Source organism: Aminobacter sp. BE322, from assembly GCF_050433525.1.
Classification (GTDB): Bacteria; Pseudomonadota; Alphaproteobacteria; order Rhizobiales; family Rhizobiaceae; genus Aminobacter.
In genome coordinates, this window is sequence record NZ_JBNPXB010000003.1 from 15,438 (window position 1) to 33,997 (window position 18,560).

General features: G+C 65.4%; 17 protein-coding genes and 1 pseudogene. 6 read left to right on the forward strand and 12 right to left on the reverse strand.

Translation table 11 applies throughout. The annotated features are described in order from the left end of the window. Positions 1-5: 5 nt before the first annotated feature. Positions 6-392, reverse strand: a complete 387-nt coding sequence (gene sufA, locus J2X50_RS06135) for a Fe-S cluster assembly scaffold SufA (RefSeq protein WP_340037608.1) — start codon at positions 390-392, stop codon at positions 6-8. 166 nt (positions 393-558) lie between these two features. On the opposite strand from sufA, the gene J2X50_RS06140 reads away from it, so the two are divergent. Continuing rightward, positions 559-1,092, forward strand: a complete 534-nt coding sequence (locus tag J2X50_RS06140) for a hypothetical protein (RefSeq protein ID WP_429092894.1) — start codon at positions 559-561, stop codon at positions 1,090-1,092. Between the two features lie 2 nt (positions 1,093-1,094). Here J2X50_RS06140 and J2X50_RS06145 read toward each other — a convergent pair whose 3' ends face one another. The 8 genes from J2X50_RS06145 to J2X50_RS06180 all read right to left on the reverse strand — a co-directional run bounded on the left by J2X50_RS06145 (position 1,095) and on the right by J2X50_RS06180 (position 8,205). Then, a complete protein-coding gene (locus J2X50_RS06145; RefSeq protein WP_347966763.1) occupies positions 1,095-1,493 on the reverse strand; it encodes an SUF system Fe-S cluster assembly protein in 399 nt (132 codons plus the stop codon). A 5-nt stretch (positions 1,494-1,498) separates the two neighbouring features. Further along, positions 1,499-2,740: a cysteine desulfurase gene (locus tag J2X50_RS06150; protein WP_429092897.1), complete on the reverse strand. Its 1,242-nt coding sequence runs from the start codon at positions 2,738-2,740 to the stop codon at positions 1,499-1,501. Between the two features lie 177 nt (positions 2,741-2,917). Then, on the reverse strand, positions 2,918-4,183 hold the full coding sequence (gene sufD / locus J2X50_RS06155; RefSeq protein ID WP_429092899.1) for a Fe-S cluster assembly protein SufD: 1,266 nt from the start codon (positions 4,181-4,183) through the stop codon (positions 2,918-2,920). Between the two features lie 10 nt (positions 4,184-4,193). After that, on the reverse strand, positions 4,194-4,949 hold the full coding sequence (gene sufC / locus J2X50_RS06160; protein WP_340037612.1) for a Fe-S cluster assembly ATPase SufC: 756 nt from the start codon (positions 4,947-4,949) through the stop codon (positions 4,194-4,196). A gap of 18 nt (positions 4,950-4,967) precedes the next feature. After that, the gene (locus J2X50_RS06165) at positions 4,968-5,138 is read right to left on the reverse strand and encodes a hypothetical protein (protein WP_429092902.1); all 171 of its coding nucleotides are present in this window, start codon (positions 5,136-5,138) and stop codon (positions 4,968-4,970) included. A gap of 44 nt (positions 5,139-5,182) precedes the next feature. Then, complete coding sequence (locus J2X50_RS06170) at positions 5,183-5,359, reverse strand: hypothetical protein (RefSeq protein WP_347966768.1); 177 nt, start codon at positions 5,357-5,359, stop codon at positions 5,183-5,185. Beyond that, positions 5,359-6,876 carry a Fe-S cluster assembly protein SufB gene (gene sufB / locus J2X50_RS06175; protein WP_429092905.1) on the reverse strand — a complete coding sequence of 506 codons (1,518 nt, stop codon included), beginning with the start codon at positions 6,874-6,876 and terminating at the stop codon, positions 5,359-5,361. The genes J2X50_RS06170 and sufB overlap by 1 nt, the downstream gene beginning before the upstream one ends. A gap of 162 nt (positions 6,877-7,038) precedes the next feature. Continuing rightward, complete coding sequence (locus J2X50_RS06180; RefSeq protein WP_429092907.1) at positions 7,039-8,205, reverse strand: cysteine desulfurase family protein; 1,167 nt, start codon at positions 8,203-8,205, stop codon at positions 7,039-7,041. A 218-nt stretch (positions 8,206-8,423) separates the two neighbouring features. On the opposite strand from J2X50_RS06180, the gene J2X50_RS06185 reads away from it, so the two are divergent. Both J2X50_RS06185 and J2X50_RS06190 read left to right on the forward strand, forming a co-directional pair. After that, positions 8,424-9,098 (forward strand): alpha/beta hydrolase, encoded by a 675-nt coding sequence (locus J2X50_RS06185; protein WP_429092910.1) that lies wholly within the window; start codon positions 8,424-8,426, stop codon positions 9,096-9,098. A gap of 12 nt (positions 9,099-9,110) precedes the next feature. Next, complete coding sequence (locus J2X50_RS06190) at positions 9,111-9,758, forward strand: FMN-binding negative transcriptional regulator (protein ID WP_429092913.1); 648 nt, start codon at positions 9,111-9,113, stop codon at positions 9,756-9,758. A gap of 174 nt (positions 9,759-9,932) precedes the next feature. Here the strand turns inward: J2X50_RS06190 and J2X50_RS06195 are convergent, their stop codons facing one another. Next, complete coding sequence (locus J2X50_RS06195; RefSeq protein WP_429092915.1) at positions 9,933-11,291, reverse strand: esterase-like activity of phytase family protein; 1,359 nt, start codon at positions 11,289-11,291, stop codon at positions 9,933-9,935. Between the two features lie 98 nt (positions 11,292-11,389). Next, a pseudogene (locus tag J2X50_RS06200) lies at positions 11,390-11,506 on the reverse strand (anhydro-N-acetylmuramic acid kinase); the annotation flags it as partial. 224 nt (positions 11,507-11,730) lie between these two features. Between J2X50_RS06200 and tyrS the strand changes: the two are divergent. Beyond that, positions 11,731-12,984 (forward strand): tyrosine--tRNA ligase, encoded by a 1,254-nt coding sequence (tyrS, locus tag J2X50_RS06205; protein WP_429092918.1) that lies wholly within the window; start codon positions 11,731-11,733, stop codon positions 12,982-12,984. Between the two features lie 82 nt (positions 12,985-13,066). Here tyrS and J2X50_RS06210 read toward each other — a convergent pair whose 3' ends face one another. After that, complete coding sequence (locus J2X50_RS06210; protein ID WP_429092921.1) at positions 13,067-16,459, reverse strand: hypothetical protein; 3,393 nt, start codon at positions 16,457-16,459, stop codon at positions 13,067-13,069. 96 nt (positions 16,460-16,555) lie between these two features. On the opposite strand from J2X50_RS06210, the gene J2X50_RS06215 reads away from it, so the two are divergent. Both J2X50_RS06215 and J2X50_RS06220 read left to right on the forward strand, forming a co-directional pair. Beyond that, positions 16,556-17,026, forward strand: coding sequence for a peroxiredoxin (locus J2X50_RS06215; protein WP_429092924.1), 471 nt, complete (start codon positions 16,556-16,558; stop codon positions 17,024-17,026). Between the two features lie 80 nt (positions 17,027-17,106). Then, on the forward strand, positions 17,107-18,369 hold the full coding sequence (locus tag J2X50_RS06220; protein WP_429092927.1) for a M23 family metallopeptidase: 1,263 nt from the start codon (positions 17,107-17,109) through the stop codon (positions 18,367-18,369). Positions 18,370-18,560 lie beyond the last annotated feature (191 nt).

An 18,560-nucleotide genomic window follows, 5' to 3' on the forward strand; every position in this document is an offset into this window, starting at 1 on the left:
GGCGCCTAGGCAGCGCCTTGCGCGCGTGCCTCGGCCAGCGCCTTGAGGTCGGCGGGCTTGAGCTCGACGGATTCGCCGCAGCCGCAGGCCGAGCTCTGGTTCGGGTTGTGGAAGGTGAAGCCGGTGCGCAGCGCCGTCACCTCGAAATCCATCTCGGTGCCGAACAGGAACAGCGCCGCCTCCGGCGCGACATAGACATGGGCGCCGTCGCGCTCGATGTGGTCGTCCTTGGGGTTCGGCTCGGTCACCAGGTCGACCGTGTATTCCATGCCGGCGCAGCCGCCCTTCTTGATGCCGAGGCGGATGCCTTGAGCGTTCTCGCGCGTGGCCATGATCTCGCGCACGCGCTCGGCGGCCCTGTCGGTCATTGAGATGACGGCGAAGCGTCCCATTTCGTACTCCATTGCACGCCGGTTAAAGGCCGACGGAATAATCTATAGATGGTCGAACCTCGCTGCGATGGCAAGGCTTCGCGATCACTATTTGCCTTTCGCGTTTCCTGCCATTGTAAGGACGTTTGCAGAAATACTCTGAAAGTCGAACGACTGGTTTCAAAAAATGACAGGTCCTATCGAGACAACCTACACTAGAGTTTTTGAAGAAAAGTCCGGCGATGTTGCTACTCGAATTTTCGTTCTGTGCTCCGTTGCTCCAATTGCCGCTTTTGGGTTCTGGGCGGGATCTGGCCTGCCAATGTTCGTGCGCTTGCTGGGATCTGTCGCGGTGGCAGCGCTCTTGCTGATCTGCCTCTCCGAGGTGATCAAACTGGTCTCCGGGAGACACAGAGTATTGAGGCTATCGCCTCAAGGTTTCATGGACACCAACATTGCGCCTGAAACAGTGCCCTGGACCTCCGTCGAGCGGCTTTCGATTGTCTCCACGGCTTTTCGCGGCAGGCAGCGCGACATTGCCGTTGAAGTTCAACTCGGCGACGCGGCGTGGGAGAGCCTAACTCTGACCCGCGGCGCCAAAATCAACCGACTTCAGACAGATGCCATATGGATCATGCATCCTGGCCGGCGGTCCGAATTTGGCAGCTTCTTCGAAACACTTCGATCATACGCCCTCGCCAACGGCGGCAAGGTCGACTGACCTCAGTACCACCCCACCGCGACCTGGGCCTCTTCCGACATGCGGTCGGGGGTCCAGGGCGGGTCGAAGGTCATGTTGACCTCGACGCCCGACACGCCCTCGACGGCGCCGACGGCGTTCTGCACCCAGCCGGGCATTTCACCGGCGACGGGGCAGCCGGGCGCCGTTAGGGTCATGTCGATCTTGACCGTGCGGTCGTCCTCGATGTCGATCTTGTAGACGAGGCCGAGCTCGTAGATGTCGGCCGGGATTTCCGGGTCGTAGACCGTCTTCAGCGCCGAGACGATGTCGTCGGTCAGGCGCGCCAGTTCGTCGGCGGGAATGGCGGAGGCGGAGAAGATGCCCTTGCCGGCCGTGTCCGGGGCGGTCTCTTCAGTGGTCGCGGCGATAGCGTCTTCCATGGTGCTCACCCGAAGAATTTGCGCGCCTTTTCAAGCGCTTCGGCCAGGACGTCGATCTCGGCCTTCGTATTGTACATGCCGAAGGACGCCCTGCATGTGGAGGTTACGCCGAAGCGTTTCAACAGCGGCTGGGCGCAATGCGTGCCGGCGCGCACGGCGACGCCCTGGCGGTCGATGACCATCGACACGTCATGGGCGTGGATGCCCTGCAGCTCGAAGGAGACGATGGCGCCCTTGCCCGGCGCCTCGCCGAAGATGCGCAGCGAGTTGATGGCGCGCAGCCGCTCGTGGGCGTAGTCGCGCAAGGTAGCCTCGTGGGCGGCGATGCGCTCGCGGCCGATGCCGTCCATGTAGTCGAGCGCGGCACCCAGGCCGATCGCCTCGACGATCGGCGGCGTGCCCGCTTCGAAGCGGTGCGGCGGCTCGTTGTAGGTGACGATGTCCTCGGTCACCTCGACGATCATCTCGCCGCCGCCCTGGAAGGGCCGCATCTTCTCGAGCATCTCGCGCTTGCCGTAGAGCACGCCGATGCCGGACGGTCCGTAGACCTTGTGGCCGGTGAAGATATAGAAGTCGACGTCGAGGTCGCGCACGTCGACCGGCATATGCACGGCGGCCTGGCTGCCGTCGACCAGCACCGGGATGCCGCGCTCATGGGCAATGCGACAGATCTCCTTGATCGGCGTCACGGTGCCCAGCGCGTTCGACATATGCGTGATCGCAACCAGCTTGGTGCGGTCGGTCAGGCGCTTCTCGAATTCCTCGATGTGGAAGGCACCGAGGTCGTCGACCGGCACCCAGACCAGCTTGGCGCCCTGGCGCTCGCGGATGAAGTGCCACGGCACGATGTTGGAGTGATGCTCCATGATCGAGAGCACGATCTCGTCGCCCTCGCCGATGTTCGGCATGCCGTAGCCGTAAGCGACCGTGTTGATCGCTTCCGTTGCCGACTTGGTGAAGACGATCTCCTCGGCGCTGCCGGCATTGAGGAAGCGGCGGGCGCTTTCGCGCGCCTTTTCGTAAGCCTCGGTGGCGGCGTTGGAGAGGAAATGCAAGCCGCGATGGACGTTGGCGTATTCGTTCGAATAGGCGTGGTTGACCGTGTCGATCACCACCTGCGGCTTCTGGGCCGAGGCGCCGTTGTCGAGATAGACGAGCGGCTTGCCATAGACCTGGCGCGACAGAATGGGAAAGTCGCGGCGGATCGCCTCGACGTCATAGGTGCTGTCTTCGACTTTCTTGTCCATCGCGTCTTCTCTAAGCCACGTTTCTTCCAACACCCCTCATCCGTCTTGGCGCTTCGCGCCAATCCACCTTCTCCCGCAAGGGGAGAAGGTCGGGCGCATTTCCTTCTCCCCTTGTGGGAGAAGGTGGCCGAGCGGAGCGAGGTCGGATGCGGGGTACTGCTCCGCGCCCCTCAGCCATTACCCGTGCGTCGCGAACCAGTTGCTCAGCAGCTCTTCGAGCGGATCGACGACGCTCTCGTCCTCGAGCTCCTCGATGACCTCGGCGAGGAAGGCGCGGATGAGCAGGCCGCGCGCGGTCTTCTCGTCGACGCCGCGCGCCATCAGGTAGAAGAGATGGTTGCGGTCGATCTCGGTCACCGTGGCGCCATGGCCGCAGGCGACGTCGTCGGCGAAGATCTCCAGCTCCGGCTTGGTCGAGAACTCGCCGTCGTCGGAGAGCAGCAGCGTGTTGCAGGCCATCTTGGCGTCGGTCTTCTGCGCCACCTGATGCACGTTGATGCGGCCCTGGAAGACGCCCTTGGCGCGGCCGGTGACGACGTTGCGCACCACCTCGGTCGAAGTCGTGTGCGGCACGGCGTGGTCGAGCACCATGGTGACGTCGACATGGCTGTCGCCGGCGAGCAGGTTGACGCCGCGCAACTTGAAGTCGGCGCCCTCGCCGGTCGTCTTGACGATGACTTCCTGGCGCACCAGCTTGCCGCCGGCATTCATGATGAACAGCGTGAGCCTGGCGTTCTTGCCGAGTTCGGCCTTGAACTGGGCGAGATGGGTCGCCGTCTCCGGCTGGTCCTGGACGATCAGCCACAGCACCTCGGCATCGTCGCCGAGCAGGAGCTGGCTGACGGAGCTGACAAGCCCCGCGCCCTCGCCGGTCTGGCGCTCGACGATGGTGGCCCTGGCGCCGGCGCCGACGCGAACCGGCAGGCGCACGTGGCTCTGGCCGCCGGCCTGGATGTTCTGCAGCTCGATCGGCTTTTCCAGCTGGGCGCCGGCCTCGACGTCGACGAAATAGCCGTCGGCGACGAAGGCGGTGTTGATGGCGCCGATGGCGTCGTCCTTGCCGTAGGTGACGAGCGCCGGCGCATAGCTGCCGTCGGTCAGCTTGTCGCTGAGGCGCTGGAAGGTGACGCCGTCGATGCCGGCAGCCGCGGTCGAGACGCCGTTGGCGAGCGACAGCACGGTCGAGCCTTCGAGCAGCGGCGCGACCGACCTGGCCTTGGCTGAGGCGTCGAACGCAGGCACCGCGGCGAGGAGGCGGCGCAGGTCCGTATAGTGCCAGGCCTCGACGCGGCGCGTCGGCAGGCCGGCCTTGATCTGCTCGATGGCGTCGTCGCGCTTGACGGTGACGGTGCCGTCGCCCGGCAGCAGCGACAGCCGCTCGCCGAAGGCGTCGACCAATGCCGCTTCCGCCGGGGTACGCTGGATTTCAGCACGCATGTTCATGGCCGCCACCTCAAGCCGCCTCTTCGATGATCCCGGCGTAGCCGTTCTCTTCGAGTTCGAGCGCCAGCGACTTGTCGCCGGACTTGATGACCTGGCCCTTGTAGAGCACGTGCACGCTGTCGGGCACGATGTGCTCCAGCAGGCGCTGGTAGTGGGTGATGACGACGATGGCGCGGTCGGGCGAACGCAGGGCGTTGACGCCGTCCGAGACGATCTTGAGCGCGTCGATGTCGAGGCCGGAGTCGGTCTCGTCGAGCACGCAGAGCTTCGGCTCCAGGAGCTTCATCTGCAGAATCTCGGCGCGCTTCTTCTCGCCGCCGGAGAAGCCGACATTGACCGGACGCTTGAGCATGTTGATATCCATGCTGAGCGAGGCGGCAGCCTCCTTAACGCGCTTGAGGAAGTCCGGCACCTTGAGCTGCTCCTCGTCGCGCGCCTTGCGCTGCGAGTTCATGGCGACCTTGAGGAACTCCATGGTGGCGACGCCCGGTATCTCCATCGGATACTGGAAGGCCAGGAAGATGCCCTTAGCGGCGCGCTCGGCCGGATCCATCTCCAGGATCGACTCGCCGTTGTAGAGGATGTCGCCCTCGGTGACCTCGTAGTCCTCGCGGCCGGCGAGGATGTAGGACAGCGTCGACTTGCCGGAGCCGTTCGGGCCCATGATGGCGGCGACCTCGCCGGCCTTCACGGTCAGGTTCAGGCCGCGGATGATCTCGGTGCCATCCTCGACGATACGGGCATGCAGGTTCTTGATCTCAAGCATCGTTCTTCCTGTCGTCCTTCAGTTCGTTGCTGGCAGCTTTGCGAGCAGCGCCAGCGTGGCGAAGAGAATTCCGGCACCTGCGATGATGAAGTAGGACCATTCGACAAAGGCTGAGAGCCTGTCATTCCACTTCCTTGTCCAATCACGCAGATAAACGCGTTTGCCGGCCTTCCCTTCCCTGTTTTCCATTCGGTCCAACTCCGTGCCGAACCAGTTCAATTCACTCTTTGCCGCTATATTCCGTCGCGCAGACTCTTCAGCAGCAGGAACGCCAGTGGCGGAATGACACCCAGTGCCATCATCGGTGTCGCCAGCGAGCTTTCGAAATACAAAAGCACCAGCGCCACAAACAGGTAAGCCACCCATCCGAGGGCCAGATAGCCCGCCAGATTTCGGCCCGCCGGCGGCATCAGCCGACCGAGCCCTCGAGGCTGATGCCGATGAGCTTCTGCGCCTCGACGGCGAACTCCATCGGCAGCTCCTGGATGACCTCCTTGACGAAGCCGTTGACGATGAGCGCGATCGCCTCCTCCTCGGGGATGCCGCGCTGCATGACGTAGAACTTCTGGTCCTCGGAGATCTTCGACGTCGTCGCCTCGTGCTCGAACTTGGCGGTGGCGTTCTTGGCCTCGATGTAGGGCACGGTGTGCGCGCCGCACTGGTCGCCGATCAGAAGCGAGTCGCAGTTGGTGAAGTTGCGGGCGCCGGTCGCCTTGCGGTGGGCCGAGACCTGGCCGCGATAGGTGTTCTGCGAGAAGCCGGCGGCGATGCCCTTGGAGATGATCCGGCTCCTGGTGTTCTTGCCGAGGTGGATCATCTTGGTGCCGCTGTCGACCTGCTGGTAGCCGTTCGACACCGCGATCGAGTAGAAATTGCCCTGGCTGTCGTCGCCGCGCAGGATGCAGGACGGATACTTCCAGGTGATCGCCGAGCCTGTCTCGACCTGGGTCCAGGAGATCTTCGAGCGGTCGCCGCGGCAGTCGCCGCGCTTGGTGACGAAGTTGTAGATGCCGCCCTTGCCCTGGGCATCGCCCGGGTACCAGTTCTGGACGGTCGAATACTTGATCTCGGCGTCGTCGAGCGCCACCAGCTCGACCACGGCGGCATGCAGCTGGTTCTCGTCGCGCTGGGGTGCGGTGCAGCCTTCGAGGTAGGAGACGTAGGCCCCCTCCTCGGCGATGATCAGGGTGCGCTCGAACTGGCCGGTGTTCTTCTCGTTGATGCGGAAGTAGGTCGACAGCTCCATCGGGCAGCGCACGCCCTTGGGCACGAAGACGAAGGAACCGTCGGTGAAGACCGCCGAATTCAGCGTCGCATAGTAGTTGTCGGAGGTGGGCACGACCGAGCCGAGATACTTCTTCACCAGCTCGGGGTGCTCGCGGATGGCTTCCGAGATCGAGCAGAAGATGACGCCGGCCTTGGCCAGCTCGTCCTTGAAGGTGGTGACCACCGAAACCGAATCGAACACGGCGTCGACGGCGACGCGGCCCGACTTGTAGACGTTGTCGTTGGCTTCCTCGAGTTCGGGATCGGCCTCCTTCTGGACGCCGGCGAGGATTTCCTGCTCCTTGAGCGGGATGCCCAGCTTCTCATAGACCTTGAGAATCTCGGGATCGACCTCGTCGAGCGACTTCGGGCCCGACTGGTTCTTCGGCGCGGCGTAATAATAGATGTCCTGGAAGTCGATCTTGGGATAGTCGACGCGCGCCCAGGTCGGCTCTTCCAGCGTCAGCCAGCGGCGGAACGCCTCGAGACGCCATTCGAGCATCCAATCCGGTTCGTTCTTCTTGTTCGAGATGAAACGAATGATGTCTTCGTTCAGGCCCTTGGGGGCCTTGTCGGTCTCGATCTCGGTCTCGAATCCGTATTTGTACTGGTCCACATCGATCTTGCGGACCTGCTCGATCGTCTCCTGCACAGCAGGCATCAGCGTTCTCCATCCACGCCGGGGTCAAGGCCCGGCAGTTTTCAAACTATGGCACCGCTGGCGCGGCGTAAGTTCCATATAGTGCATCCCGGCCGGGAATTCACCCGCAAGCTTCGCCCGCGGCGACCGTCATGCACCCACTCAACAGCCCGAGGGCCAATCCTACTCAGCCGCCTGCGTCGCTCCGGCCCGGCGCGCCAAGAGCTTGGCCAGCGCCTCCGCAAACAGCGCGATGTCCTCTTCCGTCGTCTGCCGGCCGATCGAGACGCGCAGCGCGCCCAGATTGTCGACGTAACCCATGGCCTTCAGCACATGGCTTGGACCGACCTTTCCCGACGAACAGGCGGAGCCGGCCGAGAGCGCCACGCCCGCGAGATCGAAGGCGATCTGCGCCGTCTCGGCCTTGACGCCCGGAATAGCGAAGAATGTCGTGTTGGCAAGCCGCTCGACGCCGTTTCCGAAGATTTCCGCATCGGCAGCAAGCCGCAGGACAGTCTCTTCGATGCGGTTGCGCAGGCCGGCCACGCGGTCCATGTCGGCCAAACCGGCCAGGGCTTCGCGCGCGGCCGCGCCAAAGCCCGCGATCGCGGGCAGGTTTTCGGTGCCGCCGCGATGGCCCTTTTCCTGGCCGCCACCGGTGACCAGGGGTGCCGGCATCATCAGGTCGGCGAAGGCTACGATGGCGCCCGCGCCCTTGGGCCCGCCGATCTTGTGCGAGGAGAGAATCAGGTAGTCGGCGTAACCCACTGACATGTCGAGAGGAATGCGCCCCGCGGCCTGGACGGCGTCGAGCACCAGCACGCCGCCCGCCGCCTTGACCAGATCTGCGATCCTGCGGAAGGGCTGGACGACGCCGGTCTCGTTGTTGGCGGCATGGATCGCCACCAGCGGCAGGCCTTCGGCCTTGTCGTGGGCGGCGAGCGCCGCTTCGAGGGCCGCGAGATCGACGACGCCGTTTCTGTCGACGCCGATGCGCACTACCCGGTCTGCCGGGAAACGGCCGCCGTTGAGCACGCAGGGATGATCGGCCTCGCAGACATAGAGCCTGGACATGCGGACAGTGCCGCGACCCATGCGCCAGTCGGACGAAAGCAGCGTGGTCGCGGCTTCCGTAGCGCCCGAAGTGAAGACGACGTGCTCGGGCCTGGCGCCGACGAGGGCGGCGACCTCGCGCCTTGCGTCCTCGATCAGCCTGCGGGCGGCACGCCCCTCGCCATGCACGGAAGACGGATTGGCCACCACGTCGAGCGCCGCGACCACGGCCTCGCGCGCCGCGGGCAGCAGCGGCGCACTGGCATTGTAGTCGAGATAGGCGCGTGGCACGGCCATTTTCCTGGTTTTCGCCCTGTCAAATCACGTTCGGGAGCAGCGACGCGCAATTTCCTTGAAATTCCAAGGCGAGCCGTCCTATCTACCCGCTTTGCCAACCGTGCGGTTTTACCGCCCAGTTTTGAACAGTTCTAAACTAGCTTCTATGTAGACGCGTTCGTTGCGTCAAGGCTGGGCACAGGATTGTTTGTCGGCGCTTGCGTCAAGTGGAGTCATTTATGCCCGAGGTCATTTTCGCCGGTCCGGCCGGTCGCCTGGAAGGCCGCTACCAGCCGTCCAAGGAGAAGAACGCGCCCATCGCCATCGTGCTGCACCCGCACCCGCAATTCGGCGGCACGATGAACAACAAGATCGTGTACGACCTCTTCTACATGTTCCAGAAGCGCAACTTCACGACGCTTCGCTTCAATTTCCGCGGCATCGGCCGCAGCCAGGGCGAATTCGACCACGGCACGGGCGAGCTCTCCGACGCGGCCGCAGCCCTCGACTGGGTGCAGTCGCTGCATCCGGATTCGAAGAGCTGCTGGGTGGCCGGCTATTCCTTCGGCGCCTGGATCGGCATGCAGCTCCTGATGCGCCGCCCGGAGATCGAGGGCTTCATCTCGGTCGCGCCGCAGCCCAACACCTACGACTTCTCGTTCCTGGCGCCCTGCCCCTCGTCGGGCCTGATCATCCACGGCGACGCCGACAAGGTCGCGCCGCCCAAGGACGTACAGGGCCTGGTCGACAAGCTGCACACGCAGAAGGGCATCACCATCACGCAGAAGACGCTGACGGGTGCCAACCACTTCTTCGGCAACGACCCCGAACTACTGATCGACGAATGCGCCGAATATCTCGACCGGCGCCTGGCGGGCGAACTGGCCGACGCGCGGCCGAAGCGGCTCAAGTAAGCGAGGACAGCCATGTACCAGCCGCCTCATTTCAAGGAAACGCGGCTGGACGTGCTGCATGCCCTGGTCAGGGCCCACCCGCTGGGCCTGCTGATCTGCAACGGCCCCGACGGCCCGGTGGCCAATCCGCTGCCGTTCCTGCTCGATAGCGAAACTGCGCCCAGCGGCCGGCTGCGCGCGCATCTTTCCCGTGCCAATCCGCAATGGCGGATGCTTGCCGACAGCCCCGATGCGCTCGTCGTGTTCCAGGGCGCCGACAGCTACGTCACGCCGTCCTGGTACGAGACCAAGCGCGAGACCGGCAAGGTGGTGCCGACCTGGAACTACGCCATCGTGCAGGTGCGCGGCCGGGTCAGGGTGATGGACGACAAGGACTGGCTGGCCGGGCAGATCGCCGAGCTGACGGCCACCCATGAAGGCGGCCGCGCCGAGCCCTGGCAGGTGAGCGACGCGCCGGACGCCTACGTCGCGGCCCAGATCAAGGGCATCGTCGGCCTGGAAATCGACATCGCGAACATCGAGGGCAAATGGAAGGTCAGCCAGAACCGCCCGGTCGCCGACAGGGTGGGCGTGGCGGAAGGGCTGGAGGCCGACGGGCCGTCGCCCCAGGGCGCCGAGATGGCGCAGCTGGTGCGCAGGTTCGGCGGGCTCGACGGCTAACCTTCAGCCGCCGAAGCATGCCCCAATGCGTCGAGAACTGCGGTTTCGTCCGCGTGAGCGAACAGCCGGACGACGGATTCCTCCATCTTCGCAAGGTACTTGAGGCCAAGTCCTGAGAAAATGAATCCGGGCCGCGGAGCGGCCCGGACGCGTCCCTGAAGAGGTATGACCGGCTTACTTGGCCTTGAGCAGGTCGCCCACCTCGAGCAGAACGAACTCGTTGTCGTCGGCCTTGTCGATGGCGCGGCCGGCCGAGAACGGCAGGTTGTTGTCGTCGCCCACGACGATGTGGGTGTCATCCACCAGGTCGACGTTCTCGATGGTGTTGAAGGGCATGTCGTAGAAGCCCTCGCCGCCGCCCTGGCGCTTCTTGTTGTCCGGATCGGCGATCTTCATGAGGTCGATGTAGCCGATCTTGCGCACGGCATTGCCGGCATTGGCGTCGGACATCTCGATCTTATAGATGCGCTTGAACAGGGCCGGATTGGCAAAGCAGTCGGGCTTGGGGTTCTTGGCGTCCGCGCAGGCCTTGGCGGCGACGCCGGCGCCCTGGTCGCGCTCGATGACGAGGGCGGTGGTGGCGTCGATCATGTTGAAATCGCCGATCGCGTCGCCGCCGGCGGACAGCGGATAGAGCCAGCTCCGCCCGGTCCATTCCTTGCTCGCGACATCGAACTCGACGATGCGCAGGGCGCGATTGCCTTCCGCCTGCTCCATGGTGCCGTCCTCCTTGAACAGCGCGCCTTCGAGCAGGCCGTAGAGCTTCGAGCCGTCCTTGGACTGGGCGAGGCCCTCGTAGCCGCCGGAACGCTTGAGATTGAAGGCTGGCATAGGCAGCGTCGGATTGGCCTGGAGGGTCAGCGTCGGATGGTCGGGCGACTTCACCGGCTTGCCGTCGACGGTGGTGCCGACGACGTCGGTCAGCTTGCCGTCGAGGTCGAACTTCAGCAGGTAGGGACCGAACTCCTCGCCGACCCAGAAGCCGTCCGCGACCGGCTGGATCGACTCGACGTCGAAGTCGCCGCCGGTCAGGAAGCGGGCCTCGGAGCCTTCGAGCACGATCGGGAACGGCGCCTTGCGGTCCGGATCGGTGAGGAACAGGGTCTTGATGCGCTCCATCGTGCCCTTTTCCCAGTCGAACGAGACGTGATGCAGCATCAGCGCGGCGTCGGTCGAGTTCAGCTTGTTGCCGAAACCGTTGTCGGAGAGCGACCAGAAGGTGCCGTCGCCCATCGACTTGATGCCGGAGAAGCCTTGCACCGGCTGGCCGTCGAAGGGCAGCGAAAGGCCGGTCGGGCGCACGCCGTCCTTGCCCGGAACGCTACCGATGCCCTCGGCGCGCTTGCGGTCGGGCGTGGTGAACTTGCCCGCGCTACGCAGGTGCTCCGGCGCATTTTCCGGTGCCGGGATGATGGTGTTGGCAGGCAGGATCGCATGGCCGACGAGCGTCGCCGGAAATTCCTTCTCCTCCGCCAGGGTGGAGGCGGTGGAAAGCGCGAGAATGGCCGCAGCCAGATGGAGGGAGCGTCGCATGGTGGACCCCGGTTGGTTGGAACTGACGCACCCCTGCTAGGAGCGCGCCATGTCGGCCCGGTGACGCCTGAATGAAACTTTGATGAAGTCCCCAGCGATCAGGGCTCGGCGCGCACGCCGCCCGTGACGGGCCTGCTGCAGCCGGTCGTCGTCGGGAAGGTGAGCGGCAGGCCGAGCGCCGAGCGCACGGCGAGAAAGGCCCAGGCCTCGGTGGCGATCGCCGACGACGGCCCGAACTCGATGGCGTTGACGCCGTCGGTACGCAGGATGGCGATGTCGACGCCATCCATCGAGGTGCCGCTCATCAATCCGATAGCCGTCAGGAACGCCATGAAGCCTGCTGTCCTTGTGATTCCATGGGTTCAGATGCTAAAGCGCCAGCGGCGCCGATCCAATGCCGGGCCGGCCGAGCCAATCCGTCCGACAAGAGAACAAGAACATGCCCTCGCTGAAATCCGATTTCCTGAGCATCCTCTGGGAACGCGGCTTCATCCACCAGATCTCGGATGAATCCGGCCTCGACGACCTCTTCGCCAAGGAAATCGTGTCGGCCTATATCGGCTTCGACCCGACGGCATCGAGCCTGCATGCCGGCGGCCTGATCCAGATCATGATGCTCTACTGGATGCAGAAGACCGGCCATCGCCCCGTGGCCCTGATGGGCGGCGGCACCGGCATGGTGGGCGACCCGTCCTTCAAGGACGAGGCGCGCAAGCTGATGACGCCGGAGACGATCCAGTCGAACATCGACGGCATCAAGAAGGTCTTCGCCAACTACCTCACCTTCGGCGACGGCCCGCGCGACGCGCTGATGGTCAACAACGCCGAGTGGCTGCTGCCGCTCAACTACCTCGAGTTCCTGCGCGACGTCGGCCAGCATTTCTCGGTCAACCGGATGCTGAGCTTCGATTCCGTGAAGCAGCGCCTCGACCGCGAGCAGTCGCTGTCGTTCCTCGAATTCAACTACATGATCCTGCAGGCCTACGACTTCGTCGAGCTCAACAAGCGCTACGGGCTGCGCCTGCAGATGGGCGGCTCCGACCAATGGGGCAATATCGTCAACGGCATCGATCTCGGCCATCGCCTCGGCACGCCGCAGCTCTATGCGCTGACCTCGCCGCTGCTGACGACCTCGTCTGGCGCCAAGATGGGCAAGTCGATGAACGGCGCGGTGTGGCTGAACGCCGACATGTTGTCGGCCTATGACTTCTGGCAGTACTGGCGCAACACCGAGGACGCCGACGTCGAGCGCTTCCTCAAGCTCTACACGGTGCTTCCGCTCGACGAGATCGCGCGGCTCGCGGCTCTCGGCGGCTCTGAGATCAACGATGCCAAGAAGGTTCTGGCGACCGAGGTGACGGCGATGCTGCATGGCCGCACCGCGGCCGACCTGGCGGCCGAAACCGCGCGCAAAACTTTCGAGGAAGGCGCGCTCGCCGACACGCTGCCGACCGTCGATGTTGCCGGCGACGAATTGAAGGCCGGGATCGGGCTTCTTTCGCTCGTCGTGCGTGCCGGGCTTGCCGCGTCGAACGGCGAGGCCCGCCGCCATGTGCAGGGCGGCGCCGTCAGGCTCAACGACCAGCCGGTCAGCGACGAACGACGCGCGGTGACCAGCGCCGACCTGACGCCGGAAGGCGTGGTCAAGCTGTCGCTCGGCAAGAAGAAGCACATACTGGTGCGCCCGGCCTGACCGGCCGCGCCTCGCAAAAAGCAGAAATGGCCGGCATTGCCGGCCAGTTTCGTACCTGGAAGTTGCCCGCTGGTGTCCGGGCTCAGTACTCGAAGATGGCCCGGAAAATGCCGGGCGCTATCACCGACAGAGGATTGACCTGCAGCCGGGGCGCGTTGGCGTCGCCCGAGAGCTTGTAGGTCACGCCGATCAGGCCGCGGTCGCGGCCATTGCCGAGGATCACGCCGACCAAAGGCAACTCGCCGAACAGGCGGTTCAGGCCGTAGGCCGGCATGAAGGTGCCGGTCATGTTCATCTGGCCCTGCTGGTCGTAGAGAACGCCCTGGAAGGTCGTACCGATCAGCGGACCGCGCAGCACGCCGTTGGCCAGCGCCAGATATTTGTCCCGCTTGTCGATCTGGGCAAAGCCGCGCTCGAACTTGACCCGCGACACGTCGATGTCCTTGCGCACCGCCTGGTTGAGGCTGCGCGTGTCGCCGGCCGGCTTGCTGGACACGATGGAGGCCAGCCGCGGCTCGTCGACCACCCAGAATTCGCGGACGTCGACCTGTCCCCTGAGCGGGCCGGCGCCGGCCGATTCCAGCGCGAGCGCCAGGCTGCCGCCCTGCATGCGGCCATAGACGTCGAGGAAACGCAGGACGGCGCCGGCATCGGCGGAGCGGACGTCCATGCGGCGGCCGTCGCCCTTGGGCGCGTTGCTGACGGTGATCAGGCCGCCGGACGCCGCGGTGGCCGCGACCGTGAGGCCGCTGATCCGGTTGCCGGAGCCGGAATAGTCGATCGAGACTTTCTGCAGCGCCTCGCCGCCGAAGCCCACCATCTTGGCGACATTGGCGCTCACCGAGACCGAATTGGAGCCCGCCGACTTCGTCGCGGTGTCGGTGTCGGCCATGAACTGCTTGATCAGCGAACGGGCGTCGAGGGTGTCGCCCTTCACCCGCACGGCAAACCCCTTGCCCGAACGCCTGATGTTTACCGAAACGTCGTCGCCGCGGTTGAGCTGCACCCGGCTGAACGTGGCCGTCGACAGGCCGCCGCCGGCGAGCGTGACCTCGCCCTTGATGCCGAAGGTCGCGCCTTCGAGCTCGAAGCCGGAGAGCGTCGCGTTCTGGCCGTCGCCATTCATGACGAACGACACCTTGGCGGGGATGCCCGGTCCCTTGCTCCAGCCGACCCATGGGAAATCCAGCCGTGCGGCAGTGAGATCGGCGACGATGTTGCGCTTGCCCGGTTCCGGCTGCTCGACATCGACCTTGATCGTGCCGGAGAGCATCTCCGAGAGGCCCGGCATCAGCGCGTTGCGGAGTTTGTCGTCGAGCACCAGCTCCACGTTGCGCTCGCGCTCGAGCCCCTCCTGCTCGCGCAGCGGTTCGACCAGATCGAGCTGCGCCGGGACGCCGTTGAGCTTGCCCCTGGCCGAGACGACGGCCTTGCTGGGGGTGACCGTGATCGAGCCGGTCGCCTCCGACAGCTGCTGGCCGTCGAAGGGCTTCGCCAGCGCAAGCTTCTCGTAGTCGAGCGACACGGCCCAATCGAGCTTGTCGGTGTCGATGCCCTTGGTCAGCGGGATGTCGGCCTTGACGTTGCCCGTCACGTCACCCGTCAGCTCCTCCGGCAGGATGCCGACGTGGCGCATGGCGTTGATCGGCTCGTAGGAGGCAAGTTCCGCCACTGCGTCGGCGCTGCCCGCCACGTCGATGTCGAGCGCGCCGATGACGGGCGAGACGTTCGCCTTGACCACCTTGAGCTTGCCGTTGCTCGCCGCGACCGTGCGGCCGCTGGGCATGAAGACCGTTCCGGAGGACAAGGCGACGTCGACGTCGTTGCCGAAGAACTCGACCACGCCGACGGCGTCGCGGATCGGCGGGATGTGGCCGGCGGTGTCGAAGCGAGTGCCCTCGATGCTGAAGCGACCGAAGACTTCCTGGGCGGTCAGGGGTACGCCGTTGCCCAGGCGGTCGGGCCTGACGTCGAACTGGACGCTGCCTTCCACGACGCGCCCGCCGAACAGGTTCTGCAGGACCCACAGCCGCGCGTTGCGGGCCGAGAACCACGGCCAGAGCTGCTTCACGTGGGCGACCGGCATGTCATGCACGTTGAAGGCCAGGAAGATGCCCGGCGCCTTGCCCTCGACGAAACGGACCGAGGCCTTGCCCAGCACTTCGCCGCTCGGCCCGGACTTGACGCCGATCTGGTCGGCCGAGAGCGTCTTGGTGGCGACATCGTAGGTGCCGGCGACGCGGGCGAGGAAGTTCATCCCCGGCTCGGGCGATTCTCCCGGAGCCAGCCACGATTCGCGGCTGATGAGCTCGAACCGGTAGGCCGCACTGTCTCCAGGGGCATTGGTGGCGGGCCGCGGGCCGAGGCCGCCGGTGAAATCGAAGGTGGAGCGGTCGGTCGTGACCAGCAGCTTGCGGATGTCCAGCTTGTTGAGGCCGTCCGCCAGGCGCGCGTCGACGGTGATGTCGCCGACCAGCTGGCCTCGCTGGCCGAGGTCGAGCGTGGACTTTCCGATCGAGCCCCTGGCGACGAGCTCCGCGCCGCTGCCGGTCTCGCTGCCGGTGATCACCAGGTCCGCCGAGCCGATGCGGCTCGCCTTGGCCGCCGGCACCTGCGCCTGGCCGGCGAAGGGGTCCGTCATCGTGACCGACGCTTCGAGCGTAGCGATCCTGTCGGCCTCGCGGCTCGCCTTGGCCGTCAGCTCGACGTCGCGGCCGTCGACGTCGAAGGTGGCGGAGACGCTAAGATCGCCGAGGCGGGTCTTGGCAAGCGCCGCGTTCAGGACGCGGACGACTTTAACTTCGCCCCCGGATGGCAGGACGAAATCGACGTTGTCGAGCGTGATCTCGCGCAGCCCGTCCCAGCGCACCACCTGGAAGCCGCGGCGCACCTCGCGGAAGGTCGCGTCGAGTACCTTCTGCGGCTCCACGAGGCCTTGCCCGTTGCGCAACGCGGCCGCCCAGTCCGAACCGCCGCCGCCTGGCACGGCCTCAACGACGATGCGGGCGTCGGAGATCCTGGCATTGCCCAGCCGTATGTCGCCGGACAGCAGGGGCAACAGCCTGATGCCGAAGCGCATCGACCCGACGCTGGCGATTTCGGCGCCGCCGGCACTGCGCAGCTGGACGTCCGGCACCTCGACGGCGACGAGCTTCAAGCCGTCGAGCGCCAGCCTCACCTGTCCCATCGACACGTCGACGTCAACGCCCGCCAGTTCCTCGATGGCCCGCTCGGCCTCGGAGCGCATCCTGTCCTGGCCGATGCCGGAATAGCTCAACGCCTCGACCGCGATGATCGCCAGAAGCAGCAGCGAACCCACCACGGCGACCGCCGCGAGCGCGCAATGGCCGGCGCGCCGCCACTTCGAGGGCCGCGGGCTCAGTTCCAGGCCGGCAGCCGACGGCATCGCGCCAAGATCGGTAATCTCGTCGCGCCTGAAACGGATTTTCTCGTGCCGAAGCACTTCCTGACCCACGCGGTGTCCCGTAGTCGTTTCGGTCGTGGACGAATCCAAGTCCGGCATTAATATCCTGACATCCCTGCGAGCCTAACTTCAAACAAGGGTATCGACGTGTCTGAACTCGAGACTGGCCAAGCCGCCCCGCAATTCGCCCTGCCGCGCGACGGCGGAGGTATTCTGACGCTTTCCGATTTCGCCGGCAAACCGATTGTCCTCTATTTCTATCCCAAGGACGATACGACCGGCTGCACGGCCGAGGCGATCGACTTCAGCCGGCTCAAACCCCAGTTCGAGGACGCAGGTGCGGTCGTCATCGGCATGTCTCCCGACAGCACCAAGAAACACGACAAATTCAAGGCCAAGCACAATATTGGCATCAACCTGGTGGCAGATGAGGAGCGCACGGCCCTGGAGGCCTACGGCGTCTGGACCGAGAAGTCCATGTATGGCCGCAAATACATGGGCGTCGAGCGCACCACCTTCCTGATCGGCCCCGACGGCAGGATCGCGCGGATCTGGCGCAAGGTCCGCGTGCCCGGCCATGCCGAGGAGGTGCTGGACGCGGTGCGCTCGCTGCGCTGAGCGTGCGCGCCCGAAAATCTTTGTTAACCCTAATAATGTGTAATCGGACCGTCGACATCTCAGCGTGAGAGTTCAGTCCGGTGAAAACATCAGCTCAGGCTGCCGCCTTCGGCAGACGCAAGGAACCGCATACGGTCATCATCGCGCGCGGCAATGAGATCCGGCACTTCACCGTGCGCCCCTGGATCGCGGCCGCCGCCGGCTCGGCATTCGCCGTGGCCGCGATCGGCTATCTGCTGGCCACGACCTACCTGGTCTTCCGCGACGATCTGATCGGCGCGACCATGGCTCGCCAGGCGCGCGTGCAGCAGGCCTACGAGGACCGCATCTCGGCGCTGCGCGCCCAGGTCGACCGCATCACCAGCCGCCAGTTCCTCGACCAGCAGCTGATGGAAACCAAGGTCGGCGAGCTGCTGTCGCGGCAGTCGCAGCTGTCGTTACGGAACGGCCGCCTGGGTTCCGCCGTCGACCAGGAGGCCGCTGCGCCGGCCGATGCCGCGCTGCCCGCCAAGGCGACGGACGAGCAGGCCGGACTCATCGGCGCCCCGCAGGCGGAGACGCTCGCCGTGGCGACCGCAGACGCCAGCCGCCCCTTCTCCTTCTGGTCGACCAGGGCGACGAGCCACGAGGCCGAAAGCCAGGCCGACCGCGCCGACCGGCTGTTCGTGACCCTCAACAAGTCGCTGCGCGCGGTCGAAGACGACCAGATCGAGCGCGTGACGACGCTTGCAAGCGATGCCTATCAGGCGGCGGACACGATCGCCGAAACGTTGCGGGACGCGGGCCTGCCGGCCGACCAGGACTCCGGCAAGGTGGATGTCGGCGGGCCGCTGATCGCGCTCGACGGCCCGATGGCCTTCGACACCAAGGTCAAGGAACTCGACGACGCCCTCGACGCCCTCGAACGGCTCAAGACCGGCGCCCGCAAGCTGCCGCTCGCCAATCCCGCCCCGGGCAGGTCCGTCTCCAGCCCGTTCGGGCCGCGCAAGGACCCGTTGGTCGGCACCGCCGCCCTTCATTCGGGAACGGACCTTCGCGCGCCCTATGGAACCGCGGCCCTCGCGACGGCGGCCGGCACCGTCATCAAGGCCGGCTGGAACGGCGGCTACGGCCGCATGGTCGAGATCGATCACGGCGGCGGCTTCGTCACGCGCTACGCACATTTGAACAAGGTGCTGGTGGCGCCGAACCAACAGGTCGTTCCCGGGCAGCAGATCGGCGAGATCGGCAGCAGCGGCCGTTCAACCGGCCCGCATCTGCACTATGAGGTGCGCCGCAACGGCGAGCCCGTCGACCCGCTGCGCTTCATCCGAATCGGCAACAAGCTCGGGCAGTATCTCTAAGGACTGTGCGACGACGCGATTCGATGCCCGGCAGCGATGGAGAGGTCGAGCTACCTGTCGACCGACCCGGAGCCGAATCTCAAGGCCACGGATTCCCTCGCCTCGATCCACGAGGCCGGGCGAGCGCCGCCACATTCACGGCACGCCGCTCGACGAAGAGCGAGCGGCCAAAAGATCGAAACCGACAATGT

Excerpts from the sequence above, each read along its gene's own strand:
- sufD (WP_429092899.1), bottom strand. The coding sequence starts at position 4,183 with ATGAACATGCGTGCTGAAATCCAGCGTACCCCGGCGGAAGCGGCATTG.
- sufC (WP_340037612.1), bottom strand. The coding sequence starts at position 4,949 with ATGCTTGAGATCAAGAACCTGCATGCCCGTATCGTCGAGGATGGCACC.
- J2X50_RS06180 (WP_429092907.1), bottom strand. The coding sequence starts at position 8,205 with ATGGCCGTGCCACGCGCCTATCTCGACTACAATGCCAGTGCGCCGCTG.
- J2X50_RS06195 (WP_429092915.1), bottom strand. The coding sequence starts at position 11,291 with ATGCGACGCTCCCTCCATCTGGCTGCGGCCATTCTCGCGCTTTCCACC.
- sufA (WP_340037608.1), bottom strand. The coding sequence starts at position 392 with ATGGGACGCTTCGCCGTCATCTCAATGACCGACAGGGCCGCCGAGCGC.
- tyrS (WP_429092918.1), top strand. The coding sequence starts at position 11,731 with ATGCCCTCGCTGAAATCCGATTTCCTGAGCATCCTCTGGGAACGCGGC.
- J2X50_RS06150 (WP_429092897.1), bottom strand. The coding sequence starts at position 2,740 with ATGGACAAGAAAGTCGAAGACAGCACCTATGACGTCGAGGCGATCCGC.
- sufB (WP_429092905.1), bottom strand. The coding sequence starts at position 6,876 with ATGCCTGCTGTGCAGGAGACGATCGAGCAGGTCCGCAAGATCGATGTG.
- J2X50_RS06165 (WP_429092902.1), bottom strand. The coding sequence starts at position 5,138 with ATGGAAAACAGGGAAGGGAAGGCCGGCAAACGCGTTTATCTGCGTGAT.
- J2X50_RS06140 (WP_429092894.1), top strand. The coding sequence starts at position 559 with ATGACAGGTCCTATCGAGACAACCTACACTAGAGTTTTTGAAGAAAAG.
- J2X50_RS06170 (WP_347966768.1), bottom strand. The coding sequence starts at position 5,359 with ATGCCGCCGGCGGGCCGAAATCTGGCGGGCTATCTGGCCCTCGGATGG.
- J2X50_RS06185 (WP_429092910.1), top strand. The coding sequence starts at position 8,424 with ATGCCCGAGGTCATTTTCGCCGGTCCGGCCGGTCGCCTGGAAGGCCGC.
- J2X50_RS06145 (WP_347966763.1), bottom strand. The coding sequence starts at position 1,493 with ATGGAAGACGCTATCGCCGCGACCACTGAAGAGACCGCCCCGGACACG.
- J2X50_RS06190 (WP_429092913.1), top strand. The coding sequence starts at position 9,111 with ATGTACCAGCCGCCTCATTTCAAGGAAACGCGGCTGGACGTGCTGCAT.